The 15,992-nt window shown below is 55.4% G+C and carries 12 protein-coding genes; 9 read left to right on the top strand and 3 right to left on the bottom strand.

Features of this window, described 5'->3' with window-relative positions; genetic code table 11:
* Positions 1 to 6: 6 nt before the first annotated feature.
* Entirely contained in the window at positions 7 to 1,401 is a 1,395-nt protein-coding gene (locus tag MKJ04_RS08405; protein WP_241641147.1) for an arginine decarboxylase, read from the top strand.
* A gap of 289 nt (positions 1,402 to 1,690) precedes the next feature.
* Here the strand turns inward: MKJ04_RS08405 and MKJ04_RS08400 are convergent, their stop codons facing one another.
* Positions 1,691 to 2,221, bottom strand: a complete 531-nt coding sequence (locus MKJ04_RS08400) for a D-glycero-alpha-D-manno-heptose-1,7-bisphosphate 7-phosphatase (protein ID WP_241641146.1) — start codon at positions 2,219 to 2,221, stop codon at positions 1,691 to 1,693.
* Positions 2,222 to 3,180: 959 nt separating this feature from the next.
* On the opposite strand from MKJ04_RS08400, the gene hemG reads away from it, so the two are divergent.
* The 8 genes from hemG (at position 3,181) to MKJ04_RS08360 (ending at position 12,587) form a co-directional block, all read left to right on the top strand.
* The gene (gene hemG, locus MKJ04_RS08395) at positions 3,181 to 4,527 is read left to right on the top strand and encodes a protoporphyrinogen oxidase (protein ID WP_241641145.1); all 1,347 of its coding nucleotides are present in this window, start codon (positions 3,181 to 3,183) and stop codon (positions 4,525 to 4,527) included.
* Between the two features lie 17 nt (positions 4,528 to 4,544).
* The gene (locus MKJ04_RS08390) at positions 4,545 to 5,279 is read left to right on the top strand and encodes a polyprenol monophosphomannose synthase (protein WP_241641144.1); all 735 of its coding nucleotides are present in this window, start codon (positions 4,545 to 4,547) and stop codon (positions 5,277 to 5,279) included.
* A gap of 292 nt (positions 5,280 to 5,571) precedes the next feature.
* Positions 5,572 to 6,519, top strand: a complete 948-nt coding sequence (locus MKJ04_RS08385) for a TerC family protein (protein WP_241641143.1) — start codon at positions 5,572 to 5,574, stop codon at positions 6,517 to 6,519.
* A 730-nt stretch (positions 6,520 to 7,249) separates the two neighbouring features.
* A complete protein-coding gene (locus MKJ04_RS08380) occupies positions 7,250 to 8,353 on the top strand; it encodes a chorismate mutase (RefSeq protein ID WP_241641142.1) in 1,104 nt (367 codons plus the stop codon).
* Positions 8,354 to 8,858: 505 nt separating this feature from the next.
* Positions 8,859 to 9,740 (top strand): prephenate dehydratase, encoded by an 882-nt coding sequence (locus MKJ04_RS08375; protein ID WP_241641141.1) that lies wholly within the window; start codon positions 8,859 to 8,861, stop codon positions 9,738 to 9,740.
* Positions 9,741 to 9,744: 4 nt separating this feature from the next.
* Positions 9,745 to 10,935 carry a pyridoxal phosphate-dependent aminotransferase gene (locus tag MKJ04_RS08370; protein WP_241641140.1) on the top strand — a complete coding sequence of 397 codons (1,191 nt, stop codon included), beginning with the start codon at positions 9,745 to 9,747 and terminating at the stop codon, positions 10,933 to 10,935.
* A complete protein-coding gene (locus tag MKJ04_RS08365) occupies positions 10,922 to 12,049 on the top strand; it encodes a chorismate mutase (RefSeq protein ID WP_241641139.1) in 1,128 nt (375 codons plus the stop codon). Before MKJ04_RS08370 ends, MKJ04_RS08365 begins: the two co-directional genes overlap by 14 nt.
* Positions 12,050 to 12,263: 214 nt before the next feature.
* Positions 12,264 to 12,587 (top strand): DUF3817 domain-containing protein, encoded by a 324-nt coding sequence (locus tag MKJ04_RS08360; protein ID WP_241641138.1) that lies wholly within the window; start codon positions 12,264 to 12,266, stop codon positions 12,585 to 12,587.
* Positions 12,588 to 12,669: 82 nt separating this feature from the next.
* Here the strand turns inward: MKJ04_RS08360 and MKJ04_RS08355 are convergent, their stop codons facing one another.
* Together MKJ04_RS08355 and MKJ04_RS08350 are read right to left on the bottom strand one after the other, a co-directional pair.
* On the bottom strand, positions 12,670 to 13,722 hold the full coding sequence (locus tag MKJ04_RS08355) for a bile acid:sodium symporter family protein (protein WP_241641137.1): 1,053 nt from the start codon (positions 13,720 to 13,722) through the stop codon (positions 12,670 to 12,672).
* A gap of 92 nt (positions 13,723 to 13,814) precedes the next feature.
* Complete coding sequence (locus tag MKJ04_RS08350) at positions 13,815 to 15,812, bottom strand: biosynthetic peptidoglycan transglycosylase (RefSeq protein WP_241641136.1); 1,998 nt, start codon at positions 15,810 to 15,812, stop codon at positions 13,815 to 13,817.
* Between the last annotated feature and the right edge of the window lie 180 nt (positions 15,813 to 15,992).

Here is a 15,992-nt window from a genome sequence, read left to right as displayed (position 1 = left end):
CCGTAAATGGATAAATACACCGACCTCATACACCAGACTTTTGACTTCCCGACGGAGGAGTTTCAGGTTGTAAACGATGAGCTGCAGTTCAACGGCATTCCGCTGATGGACATCATCAAAGAATACGGCACTCCGCTTAAGTTAACATACCTACCCAAGATCAGCTCGCAGATTCAGAAGGCCAAGCGCCTGTTCGCCGAGTCTATCCAGAAGCTCGACTATAAGGGCACGTATACCTACTGCTACTGCACCAAGGCCTCGCATTTCTCCTTCGTGATGGAGGAGGCCCTGAAGAACGACATCCACATCGAGACCTCCTCGGGCTACGACATGCAAATCATCCGGGCGCTGCACAAGAAGGGCAAGATCAGCAAAGACACTTACATCGTGTGCAACGGCTTTAAGCGCGAGCGCTACCGCCAGTGGATCTCGGAGCTGGTAAACGAGGGCTTTGTGAACTGCATGCCCATACTCGACCATATCGGAGAGATAGAGTACTACAAAGAGCACGTGAAGGTGAAGACGAAGGTGGGCATGCGCCTGGCCTCCGACGAAGAGCCCAAGTTTGAGTTTTATACCTCCCGCCTCGGGGTGCGCTACAACGACGTGATCGACCTGTACGAGCAGCAGATTAAGGAAGACCCGCGCTTTGAGCTGAAGATGCTGCATTACTTCATCAACACCGGCATCAAGGACACCTCCTACTACTGGTCGGAGCTGAGCCGCTTCCTGCACAAGTACTGCGAGCTGAAGAAGGTATGCCCGGAGCTGGACACGATCGACATCGGCGGGGGCTTCCCGATCAAAACGTCCATCCAGGCCGATTACGACTACAGCTATATGGTTACGGAGATTCTGCGCACCATCAAGCGCATCTGCGCCGAGGAGGGCGTGCCGGAGCCGAACATCTTCACCGAGTTTGGCATTTTTACGGTAGGCGAGAGCGCGGCCAACATCTACTCCATTCTGGACGAGAAGCTGCAGAACGACAAGGAGCGCTGGTATATGATCGACGGTTCCTTTATCACGAACCTGCCCGATGCCTGGGCCCTGAACCAACGCTGGCCACTGCTTGCCGTGAACCACTGGAACAAGGAGTACCAGAAGATACAGCTCGGCGGCATGACCTGCGACAGCCAGGACTACTATAACTCCGAGATGCACTCCTTCCAGGTGTTCCTGCCCAAGATCCCGAAGGACGAGCCCTTATACATCGGCTTCTTCCATACCGGGGCGTACCAGGAGCAGTTGAGCGGCTACGGCGGCATCAAGCATTGCCTCATTCCCTCGCCGCAGCACATACTGGTAGACCGCGACGAAAACGGTGCAATTAGCACCCGCCAGTTTGCGCCGGAGCAAACGCCGGAGTCGATGATGAAAATCCTGGGCTACGAAATTTAACTCTTAAAGCAGAACAACTTAGCGGGTATGTTTGGCGTTATATATAAAATCATTAATTTTGATACGAAACTCTCCTAAAGGAAATATTATGAAGAAAGTCATACTAATGGGGTCGTTGTGCTTAACTTTAGGCATGGCCTCTTGTAAAACCTACTGCCCGGCCTACAGTTCTACCGAAACAGAGCTGCCAGCGCAGAAAACAGCCGCCGCGCCTGCACAGGCCGAAGCCGGAACCATCAACAGCTAACACCTGCTGCACGGCAGCAACCCGATATAAAAAAAGCCAGCGTTAAGCCGGCTTTTTTTGTTGCTCCAGAATCAGGTGGGTCGCCTGCCACAAGTCGGCTGTCTGCCACGTGTGGGTTTGCGGCGGGTACTTGTTGCCTACCAATATTCCGGCTACGCCCACCTTTGCGGCGGCTTCGAGGTCACGCACCGAGTCGCCCACCATCCACGACAGTGCCGGGTCGATGTTGTACTTTGCCATGGCCCGCTCCAGCATCAGGCTGTCCGGCTTCCGCGACAGCGAGGCGGAGTAATCAGGATGGCCCGGCGCGTAGTAGAGGGCATCGACCAGGTGCCCGCACACGGCCTGCAGCTTTTGGTGGCAGGCCAGCACATCGGCCCGCTGGTAGCGCCCTTTGGCCACCCCGCCCTGGTTCGTGATCACAATCAGTAAGTAATCATGCTCCCGCAGCAGCGCCAGGGCCTCGGCCACACGGGGCAGCACGTCAAAGTCATCCAGGGCATAGGTATAATCTCCCCGCTCGCGGTTCAGCACGCCGTCGCGATCCAGGAAGACGCATTTTTGCATTTGCATAGGTATAGCTGCATCAGTTCAGGCGCTAAATTAGGGATAAATCTGCCGTGTGTCTACAGGCTGAGATATTGGTTGCAGAAGTATGCCTGGTGAAACACATTGCTGTTAGCAGTATCGGTGATGCTAGTGCCTGTATACACCTCTAGTTTAGCCAGCGGAAAAGGACCAGACGTAGAGCACGCCGGTAGGTATAAGACTTTTGTTGAGCGGGGCAAGCGCCTACTCCGCTTCTTGCCTGCAGGTTAACGTTTGGGCATAGCCTGCCTGGCTGAGTAGGCCCAGTAGAAATCCGTAAAGTGTTTTCCTATAGGTTGTGTTGTAATTAAAGAAGCCTATTCATCGGATTAGTATTCTGAATATAAGGCATCGAATCTCCCGTTCGAAACATCCACCACCTCACCAGTAGCGGAGTTGCGCGCCTTAAAGTAGATTGAGAAGTATACGTACAACAACGCACGGCCGCAACAGAAGCGGTAAAGCCCTAAATAGCAGCTGTCCGAATTCAGACTGAAACAAGAATGCCCCTGTGCGGTAGCTGTAGCTTTAGTTGCAGTTACAGGTCAGAGTAAAGTATGAATACCAGAAGAATTCGTGTGGAAAGTGCATTATTATACGATGCAAGTAAGGGATTACTGTGTAGTATCCAAGCATTTATATATTATTTTCTTGCTAATAAAAATCCCTGTTTTGAGTCCTAACGTACCTGTAAGCGCAATGCCCCACTGGAAGAGGTTATCTTAATTTGAAGTAACAAAAACATCTGCACAAATATTGAGTATCTTTGAATATAGGATATCATATATAACTGAACTCACAAGAAAATACGCAGGCCTTTTCAGCGGTATCAGGCGTTTCAAGTAAAGCAACCTGAAACGGAGCAGGTCAGCAGCATATAGCCAAACCAAAACTTTTTCAGTTGCACAATACCTCTTACAAGTTCAGGCGTTAGCATACATTAGATGAGAGTAGCAATCATAGGAGCAGGCATATCAGGGCTGGCGTTGGCCTACTACCTCCAGAAGCTGGGCGTGCCATACGACCTTTTTGAGGCAAGCCCCGAGGTGGGAGGCAACATCCGGACGGTGCAGGTGCACGAGTACCTGCTGGAGCTGGGCCCCAACGCGCTGCAGGGCACCCCCGAGCTGGAGGAACTGGTGCGCGAGCTGAAACTCGAGCGCGAGGTGATCCACTCCTACCCCGAGAACGACTACCGCTTTGTGCTCCGCGACGGCACCTACCAACAGCTTCCCACCACGCCCTTCGCCTTGCTGTCGAGCAATTTTTTCTCCTGGGAGACAAAATACCGCATCCTTCAGGAGAAAGACGTGCCCCCCGCCGACATCGACTACGAAACGGTAGAACAGTTTTTTGAGCGTCGCTTTGGCCGTGGCGTGGCCGCCAGTGTGGTGAGCCCGCTGCTGACGGGCCTGTATACCGGAAACCCCGGCGAACTGCTAGTACACAAGGCCCTGCCCGAGCTGAAGGCGCTGGAAATGACGTATGGCTCTGTGCTGCGCGGCCTCAAAAAGCGGAAGGAGGGCATCGTCCGGCACCGCACCTTCTCGTTTGCCAACGGGATGCGCACCCTGCCCAACGCCATTGCCGAAAAGCTGATCTCACTCCATACCGAGCACCGCGTGGAGATGATTACCCGCAGCCAGGGCAAGTACGTGGTTTCGTGCGCCTCCTCCGGCGACTACGACACCGAGGAGTATGACTTGCTCGTGCTGGCCCTCCCCGCCCATCAGGCGGCGGACCTGATGCAGTATACTTTCCCGGGTATGGCGGCGGCCCTACACAATATCAACTACCCTCCCATGGCCGTGGTGCACTCGGTGTATAACCGCAAAGAGGTGACCGGCGAGCTGAAGGGGTTTGGGGCGATGCACCCCCAGGCAGAGGCTGCCTTCGCCTCCGGCTCTATCTGGAGCAGTTCGGTGTTTGAGGGTCGCTGCCGCCCGCACGAGGTGCTGTTCACGACCTTTGTTGGCGGAAGCCACGCCCCGCAGCATGCCACCATGGACCGGATACGCCTCATGGAACGGGTACACGCCGAGCTGGCCGAGCTGCACCTGATCTCCGCCGAGAAGCCCAACTTTCAGTTCGCCCACCTCTGGTCGCACGCGCTGCCGCAATACGACATGTACATAGAAGACGCCCACCAGATGGACAAGGAGCTGGAGCAGGAAGGGCTCTTTATCGCCGCCAACTGGCAGTCGGGGGTGTCGGTGGCGCTCTGCGTGGCGTATGCCAAAGAGCTGGCGCATAAAATTAATTTAAAGCGCCCACAGAACCACACTAGCTGATTGCCTATATTTGAGGCATGAAAGATTCGTTGGTGATAATCCCAACTTATAACGAACGGGAAAACATTCGGGCCATAATCAACAGGGTGATGGAGTTAACGCACCCTTTTGACCTGTTGGTGATAGACGACGGATCGCCGGATGGCACAGCCGAAATTGTGCGCGACCTGCAGTTAAGCTACCCCAACCGCCTTTACCTCGAAACCCGCCAGGGCAAACTGGGCCTGGGCACCGCCTATATCCACGGCTTCCACTACGCGTTGCGCCATACCTATGAGTACATTTTTGAGATGGACGCCGACTTCTCCCACAACCCCAACGACCTGCTGCAACTGTACCGCGCCTGCGCCATCGACGGGTATGATGTGGCCATTGGCAGCCGCTACATACAGGGCGTGAACGTGGTGAACTGGCCCATGAGCCGGGTGCTGATGTCGTACTTCGCGAGCGCCTACGTGCGGCTTGTCACGGGCATGCCCATCGCCGACACCACGGCGGGTTTCAAGTGCTACCGCCGCAAAGTGCTCCAGACCATACAGCTCGACAGGATCCGCTTCGTGGGCTACGCCTTCCAGATTGAGATGAAGTTTCTGGCCTATAAGTTCGGCTTCAAGATAAAGGAGGTGCCCATCATCTTCACCGACCGCACCAAGGGCGTCTCCAAAATGTCGTCGGGCATCTTCAAAGAGGCCGTGCTGGGCGTGATGCAGATGAAGATAAACAGCTACTTCCGCCATTTCGACCGCTATTAACAGGCAGCAGTCTTCAGAAGGCATTCGGGACCAGGCGCAAACCCACGCTTTGCCTAAAAGCCTATCTGCTTTTACCCCCCTGTGCCACCCAGCCGATACGGACATTTATACTACCATACCCCTTTGATTGCCAGGTTATAACGCACCGATGGCTCAGCGCACGAAAACCCGGAACTGTAAATTATACTTCTCCCGGCTTGCATAATTGTAGGCTTTTCCAGTTAAATTTAGGGCTTAACATAGGAGCGCTTGGAGTTATACCGGTCAGCGCTGCCTCTGATGCCTTTTGTTTATGAATGATATTTCTTTCTGGGTTATATTTAATGTATTTGTGCTGCTGCTGCTCGGGCTGGACCTTTTTGTGTTCCACCGCAAAGAGCACGAAGTGAAGATAAAGGAGGCCCTGCTCTGGAGCGCTTTCTGGATCGGCTTGTCGCTGAGCTTCAACGCCTTCATCTATTACTGGAAGGGCCCTGCCCCCGCGCTGGAGTTCCTGACCGCCTACCTGATCGAGAAGTCCCTCAGCGTGGACAACCTCTTTGTCTTCATCCTGATCTTCAACTTCTTCAAGGTGCCCACCAAGTACCAGCACAAGATCCTGTTCTGGGGAATCATCGGGGCGCTGGTGCTGCGGGCGACGTTTATACTGGTGGGGGTTGCCCTGATCGCCAAGTTCCATTTCATCATCTATATACTCGGGGCTTTCCTGATATATACCGGCATCAAGATGGCCTTTACCAAGGAGGATGATGAGCTGCACCCGGAGCAGAACCCTTTTATTGTGTGGGTCAGCCAGAAGCTGCCGTTCACGACGACGTCCGTCGGGGGCAAGTTTTTCACAAAGCAGAACGGCAAGCTGTATGCCACCCCGCTGTTACTCGTGCTAATCATGGTGGAGAGCACGGATGTGGTGTTCGCTGCCGACTCTATACCGGCCATCCTGGCGATCTCAAAAGACCCCTTCATCGTGTATACCTCCAACGTGTTTGCCCTGCTGGGGCTCCGGGCGCTTTATTTTGCCCTGGCGGGCATCATGCAGCTGTTCCATTACCTGCACTTCGGGCTATCGGCAATTCTGGTGTTTATCGGGGCCAAGCTCCTGCTCAGCGACCTGGTGGAGATTGACATGCGCTATGCCCTGGTAGTGGTGGGTGCGATTCTGGCTATTTCGGTTATCGTCTCGCTCCTGTTCCCTAAGGTAGCCGAAAAGGAAGTGCATGAGCCACCCGTGAAAAAATAAAAACCAGCCAAAATCATACCCTGCCGGTCGGCGTGATTTCTACTTTCAACTCCGGCCAGCCCCATGCTGGCTCGGGGCTCAGGCGCGTGCCATACCCATTCCTCTAAATTCGATGGATACAGGAAGCAGATGTTTTTGGTGGAGCAAGCAGGTATAGGGTATACCGCACACACTAATCGTTTCGGCGTGATCGTTTAGTCAGTGAGGCAGCTGCTGCTCACTCCGTTTCCAGTTCTGGCAAACAAGCCGCAGGCGGTGAAGCATTGGGACTACTTCCGCTGCCTCAGGGGAGAATTTGGATCTGGATGCCCTGCCTAGCCACCTTTTGCAGCTAAAATGCTACTTTATGATAAAATTTTATCATATTTCACTACCTTTAAGTATCATATTCGTATTATAAAACTGTTTATGTTGTTAAATTTCAAACAAAACAGCATAAATGTTAAATAATAAACAATTAACCCATAATTTATTTGCATTACTAAGAATCTTTCATTTACTTTGATTCGAAATAAGAGACAGAAATGAAAGTACTAGTCGCGCAAATTCTCACCAATTCCTTTAAGGTTCCTCAGCGGGGGCTCCGGTGATTGTGCGTTGCACATAGTTTTCAATCGAAAATACCAGAGAGAAGCCCCGCAACTAAATTGTGGGGCTTCTCTCGTTTATACCTTTTCACTAATCTTAAAATTTAAGCAGTACACAGAGTGAATCTTTAAAAACCGTAACCATGAAAGCAAGTAGAACCACCATCAATGTAGCATCTAAGAGCAGCTTCCGCAACCCGGACGGCACGCTTGTGCTGATTGCTGGCCCGTGCAGTGCAGAAAGCGAAGAACAGATGCTGAAGACCGCCCAACAACTGAAGGCCATACAAGGTATTTCAGTCTTCAGGGCAGGCATCTGGAAGTCGCGCACACGCCCTGACTCCTTTAAGGGGGTCGGCACGGAGGGACTGCAATGGCTGGAAATGGTGAAGCGGGAAACAGGGTTACAGACGGCCTGCGAGATAGCCAACGCGCAGCACGCGGAAATGGCCCTGAAGCACAACGTGGACATCCTGACCATCAGCGGCAGGGCCACCGTAAACCCGTTTGCGATGGAAGAGATAGCCGCCGTGCTGCGAGGCACCAACACGCCCGTGCTCGTGAACAACCCGGTATACCCTAACCTGAACCTGTGGATAGGCGCGCTGGAGCGTTTGCAGCAGGCAGACATCACGGATGTGGGCGTAATCAACAGGGGCTTCGCTACAGACGAGCAGTACCCGTACCGCAACCACCCGCGCTGGGAGCACATGCTGCAGCTCAAGGAAATGTACCCCGAGTTGCCGATCCTGTGCGATGCGGCGCATATAGCGGGCCGCCGCAGCTTGCTGTACCCGGTGAGTCAGAAGGCCGTAGACCTCGGCATTGACGGCTTGCTGTTTGAGTCGCACATGAACCCGGCGGCCGCCCTGAGCAGCCCGCAGCAGCAGTTGCTGCCGCAGGAACTGAACCTGTTGGTGAACGCCGTGGTGTCGAAGGTAAGGTTGGCGGGCACTACCGAACTGGTAGAGCACCTCGACGAGCTGAGCCAGCAAATTGAGAGCCTTGACGATGAGTTGCTGGAACTGCTGTTGCGTCGCACCGAGATGTCTAACAAGATGAGCCAGCGGCAGATGGGCGATTTGCAGCCAAACCTGCAGGCCCAGCGCTGGCAGAAGCAGCTGAACGACTGGCTGCAGCACACTACCTCAAACGGAGCCGACAAAACGCTGGTAGAGTCTGTGCTGAAGGAGTTGCAGCAGCAGAACAACCGCAACAACGGTTTAGGCGCCTCGGCAGTGGCGTAAAAAGTAAAAGGGCCTTTCCAAATATTCATATATGGAAAGGCCCTTGCTTTTACAGCTTCGGCATCTCTATGGCCGCTTCTTCAATATAACCAACACCAGCCTCATCTTTGTAACCATGCCGCTCTCTGGCCGGATATATGATGGGCAGATTACGCGTCTCCATTGCCCTGCCGGAGAGTATTGCCTCCCATGTCGGGGCGAAGGCGCTGTGGCGTGTTTTGGGTATAAAAGTTGGGAAAAGCATGTTCGTGTGAAACTCGAAACAGCTTAATTTCACCGTTTTTTAAATATTTGTTAATAAAATCAACAAATATTTTGACTTTATGGAATTACTTCAGTACGTTTATGCCAGATATTCAAACAAGATAAGAATGCAGCACAGCACACTTTATTTTAGCTACTACTTTTTTGGTACTCCGCCGGGGCTCCAGAGTTATGCTATTGTGTAAGCGCATTAAGGTATAAAACTCAGAAAGCCCCGCCTAAAGCGGGGTTTTTTCTTTATATGGTACAGAAGAAAATTAAAGTAGCGATTCAGGGAGGGCCTGCCTCGTTCCACGAAGTGGCCGCCCAGCAGTATTATCCGCAGTATGAAGTTGAAAGCGTGGCGTGCCAATCGTTCCGGCAACTGTGCGAGGTGCTGCAGCAGGGCAAAGCAGACCTGGCGGTGATGGCGGTGGAGAACACAATCGCGGGCAGCATCCTGCCCAACTACAACCTACTGCACCAGCACGACCTGTTTGTGACGGGCGAGCTGTGGCTGCCGATCGAGCAGAACCTGATGGCCCTGCCAGGCCAGCACCTCGAGGACCTGACCAAGGTGGTGACGCACCCGATGGCCCTCAACCAGTGTATGGACTTCCTGCGGCAGCAGCCACACCTGCAACTGCAGGAGAGCCACGACACAGCCGACAGCGCCAAGGCGATCCGGGAGCAGCACCTGGAGGGCGTGGCAGCCATCGCCAGCAAGCAGGCTGCCGCCCTGTATGGCCTGGAGATGCTGGCCGAGAACATCGAAGACCGGCGCGACAACTTCACCCGCTTCCTGGTCGTGGACCAGGAGCGGCCGCAGGAGAACATCGAGGGGGCGAACAAGGCCACCCTCCTGCTGCAGGTATCCCACGACGGGTCGCTGGCAGACATCTTCACGCAGCTGAGCCGCGACAACATGCATACCGCCCTGATCCAGACGCTTCCGGCCACGGCCCGGAGCCATGCCCATTACATGGTGATCGAGATGGAGGGTGAGTGCAGCGAGAGCCTGCAGGAAACGATCGCGAAGCTGGCCCCGCTGGTGCAGTACCAGCGCCTGCTGGGGCTCTACCAAAAGACAAAGTACCCTGCGCAGCCGAACCCGAAGAAAAAGGTAAACGCCTTACAGCACTAAGATCATGATTATACCGAAAGCAGCGCGGCTGCAACACGTCCAGGAATACTACTTCGCCAGAAAGCTGGCCGAGGTACGGGCGTTGGCCGCGCAGGGCAAGAAGATCATCAACCTGGGCATCGGCAACCCCGACCAGCTGCCCTCCGCCGCCACGGTCGAGGCGCTGCATACCTCAGCCGCTGGCAGCCAGAGTCATGGCTACCAATCGTATACCGGCATTCCGGCGTTGCGCCAGGCCATGGCCCACTGGTATGGCCATACCTATACCGTCCCCCTCACCGAAGCCGAGGTGCTGCCGCTGATGGGTTCCAAGGAGGGCATCGTGCATATCTCGATGGCGTTCCTGAACCCCGGCGACAAGGCGCTGGTGCCCAACCCTGGCTATCCGGCCTACGCCTCGGCCACGCGCCTGGCGGGTGCCGAACCCGTGAGCTATACCCTGAGCGAGGAAAACGGCTGGCTGCCGCAGGAAGAGGAGTTGGAGCGATTGGTGCAGGAAGGCGGCGTAAAGCTGCTCTGGATCAACTACCCGCACATGCCTACCGGCACCGAGGCGACTGCCCATATGCTGGAGCGACTGGTGACCTTTGCACAGAAACACCAGATCCTGCTCATCAACGACAACCCCTACAGCCTCGTGCTGCCCAATCAGGCCCCACTGAGTCTGCTGGGCATTCCGGGCGCAAAAGAATGCTGCCTGGAGCTGAACTCGCTCAGCAAGTCGCACAACATGGCGGGCTGGCGTGTGGGCATGGTGCTGGGCGCACCCGAGTACCTGGCCACCATCCTTGCCGTGAAAAGCAACATGGACTCAGGCATGTTCCTGCCGGTGCAGGAGGCAGCCGTGGAGGCCCTCCAAAACGACAGCGCGTGGCACGCCGCCCGCAACGAGGTGTATGGCGGGCGCAAAGTGCTGGCCCACCAACTGCTGGACGAGCTGAAGTGCGTTTACCAGCCCGACACCGTGGGTATGTTTGTGTGGGCACGCGTGCCCGACACCATCACCGATGTGGAAGCATACCTCGACGAAATACTGTATGAAGCGGGCGTTTTTATCACTCCCGGCAAAATTTTTGGTACCCAGGGGGAACGATACCTCCGCGTATCGCTTTGTGTAGCAGCAGACCAACTAGAAGAAGCCATCAAAAGAATCAAACACCATAACTTACAAACCATTCATCATGAGCTCAAGTAATTCAACCCTCAACATAACCACCGACTCCAAAATATTACGGGGTGGTTCTATCCCAACCCTCATCAGTGGCCCCTGCAGCGCCGAGAGCGAGGAGCAAATGCTCCAGACCGCCCGCGGCCTGATACAAGACCACCGGGTACATATTTTCAGAGCCGGTATCTGGAAGCCGCGCACCCGTCCGGGCCTGTTCGAGGGAGTGGGCAGGGTTGGTTTGGAGTGGTTGCAGACAGTGAAGCAGGAAACTGGCTTGCCTACTGCCGTGGAAGTGGCGAACACGCAGCACGTGGAAGAGGCGCTGAAGCATGGCGTGGATATCCTGTGGGTAGGCGCGCGCACCACGGTAAACCCGTTCTCGGTGCAGGAAGTGGCCGATGCCCTTAGAGGCGTGGACATCCCTGTGCTGGTGAAAAACCCGGTGAACCCGGATATTCAGCTATGGCTGGGTGCGCTGGAGCGTCTGAACCAGGCGGGCATCACGGACCTGGGCCTGATCCACAGAGGCTTCTCTACCCCGAATAACAAGCCATACCGCAACCACCCGAAATGGGAGACCATCCAGCAGATCCGTGCGCTGGCACCGGGCATTCCGCTTTTCTGCGACCCGAGCCATATCGCCGGCCGCCGCGACTTGCTGGAAACAGTAAGCCAGCAGGCCCTGCACCTGGGCGTGGATGGTCTGATGATCGAATCGCACATTAACCCGGACGTGGCCCTGAGCGACGCCTCGCAGCAGGTAACCCCTGATGCCCTGACCCTACTGCTGAACAACCTGGACTTGGACCACGAGCACCTGGCAAGCCCGGAGCAGCTGCAGGACCTCCGCAACCTCATCGACCGCCTGGACCACGACCTGATCAACGTGCTGTTCCTGCGCTCCGACGTGTCGAAGCGTATCGGTGAGTACAAGCGGGCAAACGCACTGGACATTTTTCAGGCAAACCGCTGGAAGGAGATTATGGAAGACAGAACCAGGCTCGCCAGCGAGATCGGTGTGGATGAGGGTTTTGTCCGCGCCATCTTCGATGCCATCCACCAGCACTCCATCGGGGTACAGAACGGTGTGCTAAGTGAGGCACCCGCTTTAAAAAAATCAGAAAATTCCGTTGAGAAATAGTACCTAGGGATTTCGTGGGCCTCCAAGCCGCGGCGTTTGATTAGCCTCTATACCTGATCCCCACTGTCAAGACAAAGCGTTATAGCCTCATCGGTTGTAACGCTTTGTCTTTTAACGCCACTACAGGCAAAAACATTAGGCATTGCTGGGCCGGCAAGGGCACGTTTTCTACCTTTGCGCTGTTGCAAGGCTGCATCCATTAAAAATACAGTTCATGAAAACTCCCATTTCCCGCCTCCGCACCGTGGGCATCTACGAAGGAATCTCTTACCTGCTGCTGCTGGGCATCGGCATGCCGCTCAAGTACATGCTCGGTATTCCGGAGGTAGTGAAGTATGTAGGCTGGGCGCACGGTGTGTTGTTTATCCTATACATGGTGGCTCTGCTGCAGGTAACGCTGGTGCACCGCTGGTCTTTCCTGAAGGTGGCTGCCGGCGTAGTTGCCTCGCTGCTGCCCTTCGGGCCGTTTATCCTGGATAAGAAACTGCTGCACGCCGAAGAGCAGAAAGCGGCCCAAAGGCAGAAGCAAGTAGCCTGAGTTTCACGCGCATTCCATCAGAAAGCCTGCCCGTTATACATAGCCGGCAGGCTTTTTTATACCCTCCGGAAAAAGAAAAGGCCTACTCTCCCTCTACTGCTAAGCCGGCTTTGCGCGCCGATGCCTGGGCTATCACGCTGGCCGCGATCAGCTGCAGGGCATGGTAGAGCATGATCGGCAACAGGATGATACCGACCACGTTGGCATCCGGGAACAGCACCTTCGACATGACGGTGCCATGCACCAGCGATTTCTTGGAGCCGCAGAAAACAGCCGTGATGCGGTCTTCGCGGTTAAAGCCCAACAGCCGGCTGATGCCGCTCGTGAGGCCATACACCAGAAAGAACAAGCCAACCATCGCGCCGCCCAGCATTGCCAGATCAAGCAGGCTGTAGCCGCTGAACATGTCGCGGGCAAACGACTCTGCGAATGAGGTGAAGACGATGAGCAGAATGATCAGCTGGTCGAAAACGCGCAGGCGTTTCTTGTTGCGCTCGGCAAAGGCTCCCCAGTAGCGGTGCAGCAGCACACCCAGTACCACGGGCAGCAGGACCTGCACCACGAGTTTGCCCATCACGCTGGCCAGGTCAAAGTCGCCGGAGGAGCCGCTGCTCAGGAAAAGGCCCATCCAGAGCGGCGTCAGGAAAATGCCGATCAGGCTGGAGATGCTCGCGTTGAAGATAGCCGCCGGTATGTTGCCGCCCGCAATCGACACCATCACCACCGACGACGATACCGTGGAGGGCAGGGCCGCCAGGTAAAACACGCCCAGCCAAAGCAACTCCTGCTCTCCTCCCGCAAAAAAGGTGCGCAAGGGCAGAATGAGCAGCGGGAACAGCACGAAGGTGGTGAGTTGCACCACCAGGTGCAGGCGCCAGCTGCTCAGCCCGGCGCGCAGCTTCCCGGGGCTCAGGCGCAGGCCGTAGAAAAAGAAGATGACCGACACGCCGTAGCTCGCCACATCGCCCAAAGAAACCGGCTCCCGATCTATACCTGCCTCCGGAAACAGCCACGCCAGCCCGATCATACCCACCAGGACCAGCAGAAACCAGTCCAGCCCTGCCCGGGCGGCCAGGGTACCCGCTCTCGGGATCAAACCTATACCGCCATCCACTGCCGGTTGCTCTTTTTTCATGGGTGATGCTCGTTATGTCTGTATGGTTTGCGCTAACGCACAACGGCCTCGCAGTTAATGCGGGGCCGTGGCATGTATACATCTGGTTAACGCTAAAAATCGAGCAGGTCTATCGTCTCCAGCTCAAACTGCGTGGTGTCCTGCTCTGTTGCCGAGGTGTCCTGGGCTGTCACGATCAGGTCGCGGGCGCGGCCGTAGAGGCGCACGTTCGGCGACAGGTTCTCATACTCCTCCTGCGATATCTGGCCCCGGCGGCGCATGATACCCCCGATCAGCCGGTAATAGCCGCCCTTGTAGCTGCGCAGGTTGCCATAGCTGTCGAAGGAAGAGCGGTAGCGTTTCGGGCTTGGGATAATGCTGGTCAGGAAAATCGCCTCGGCCAGGTTCAGCTCAGAGGGCTGCTTGCCGAAGTAAAACCGGGAAGCGTCTTTCGCGCCGTATACATTCGGGCCCCACTCAATAATGTTGAGGTATACCTCAAACAGGCGGTTTTTGGAAACGAGGTTCTGGTTTTCGATAAGCCATACGATGATCGCCTCTTCCACTTTCCGGGCCACCGTCTTCTTCCTGGACAGGAACACGTTTTTCACCAGCTGCATCGAGATGGTGCTGCCGCCGCGCGCAAACTCGCCTTTCTCCAGGTTCTGGGCAATCGCCTGCCGGAAGGCCTCCTCGTGGAATCCGTTGTGGCTGTAGAACCCGGCGTCCTCAGCGGTCAGGATAGCATTGCGCAGGTATGGCGAAATCTGGTTGATGGGGCTGTAAAAGGGGTTCGACGGCCCCACCACAAACGTGCGGACCGGCTTGCCATACTCATACACGGTGTGCACAAAAGAGTGGTTGATTTTCTCGATGTCGGTGTTGCCCCAGGCCAGTATCTTGAAATCCGGGGAGGCGTCCAAGTCGGAGTTAAAGACCACCCGCTTCAGGCTGTCCATGTTCACGTGGAACTTCATGTCGTACTGCAGCTTTCCCTGCGCTTTTATACCGTCCAGGTTTTCGAACAGTCCCGCAGGCAGCGACCCGAAAAAATCGTTGGCGGGCATTTCCTCTGTCTTTACTTTCAGGTCGATGATCTTCGATCCCCTGTTCTGGTAAGCGGCATATATATTTGCCCGGGCCTTGTTCACGCGCACCTCCGTCAGGCTATCGATCACGTAGAGGCTCGGCCCCAGCGTCACCACATAGTCCACGGCGCTTTCCCGCACGTTTATGTCGTCCTCGCCGGCCAGCTTGGGGTGGTTCAGGGTCAGGTTGTTTACTTTGGCGCTTCCCTTAATGGTCAGCTGCTCGTTACGGTACTGCTTGCTGCTCAGGCTAAAGCGAACGGTGTCGAAGGTCACGGCGGCATCCAGCTTCTTCTTGATGTAGGGTATCCGAATGCCCATGTCGTCGTAGGCGTACAGGCGGCCGGCAAAGCGGAATTTTTTGGGGTTGATGGTACCGTATGCCCGCATGTTGTTCGTCAGCGAGTCCGTCTGCACCGATACCTCAGTCTCGATCGTGCCGTCGTTGACGCGCAGGTAGGGCATTTTTACCTGAATGGTGCGGTTGGTGGAGAGATAGGAGGCGTTCAGGTTATTAAAATCCACCTGGTCCGGCACGTTCTCGAATGCGGTTTCGATCACGCGGTTCAGCAGGGCGCCGTAGTTGCGCCCTGCGCCCGTGGTGTCTGTGGGCTGCGCCGTGGAATCGGTTTTGCCGAAGAGGAAGGAGAAGTTTGTCACGTCGCCATTCTTCACTGCTGTGAGGTAGGTGTTGTCCACCTCCAGCCGCTTAAACACCAGGCGTCCGGCAAAAATGGAGCGGAAACTCACCGAGGCATACACGCTGTCGGTGGTGAAAAGCGTGTCCAGGCCGTGCGGCACAAACGCGATGTCCGTCAGCACCACCGAGTTCCAGTCGGCAAACTCGGCCTCCCCGATGGTAAAGTCGACGGGGTACTTGTTCTCTACTTTTTCCACCACCTTGGCAATCGTGTACTGCAGCACCTTGCTTCGGAAAGCAAACAGCAGCACAACAAGCAGCAGGAAAAAGGCAATGAGACCGCCAAAGGTGGCCAGGAGTCTGTTTCTTAAACGATGGTCCAAAATATTCTTATACAAATTAAAAAAATGCTTTATACCTAGGGCGGCAGCGCACAATATAAGCTATTCCGGGCATATACGCGGCGTTGCGGCGCAGCAATCGCACCCCACGTTCTACGGAAGCATGGGGCTTAAGATATAGTATACGGCTATACTGCACAAGCATGGTGCCAGCCTCAACCC

The organism is Pontibacter sp. E15-1 (assembly GCF_022601975.1).
GTDB lineage: Bacteria > Bacteroidota > Bacteroidia > Cytophagales > Hymenobacteraceae > Pontibacter.
The sequence above is the reverse complement of the archived record's forward strand: the minus strand, read 5'-3'. Positions and strand labels throughout refer to the sequence as shown.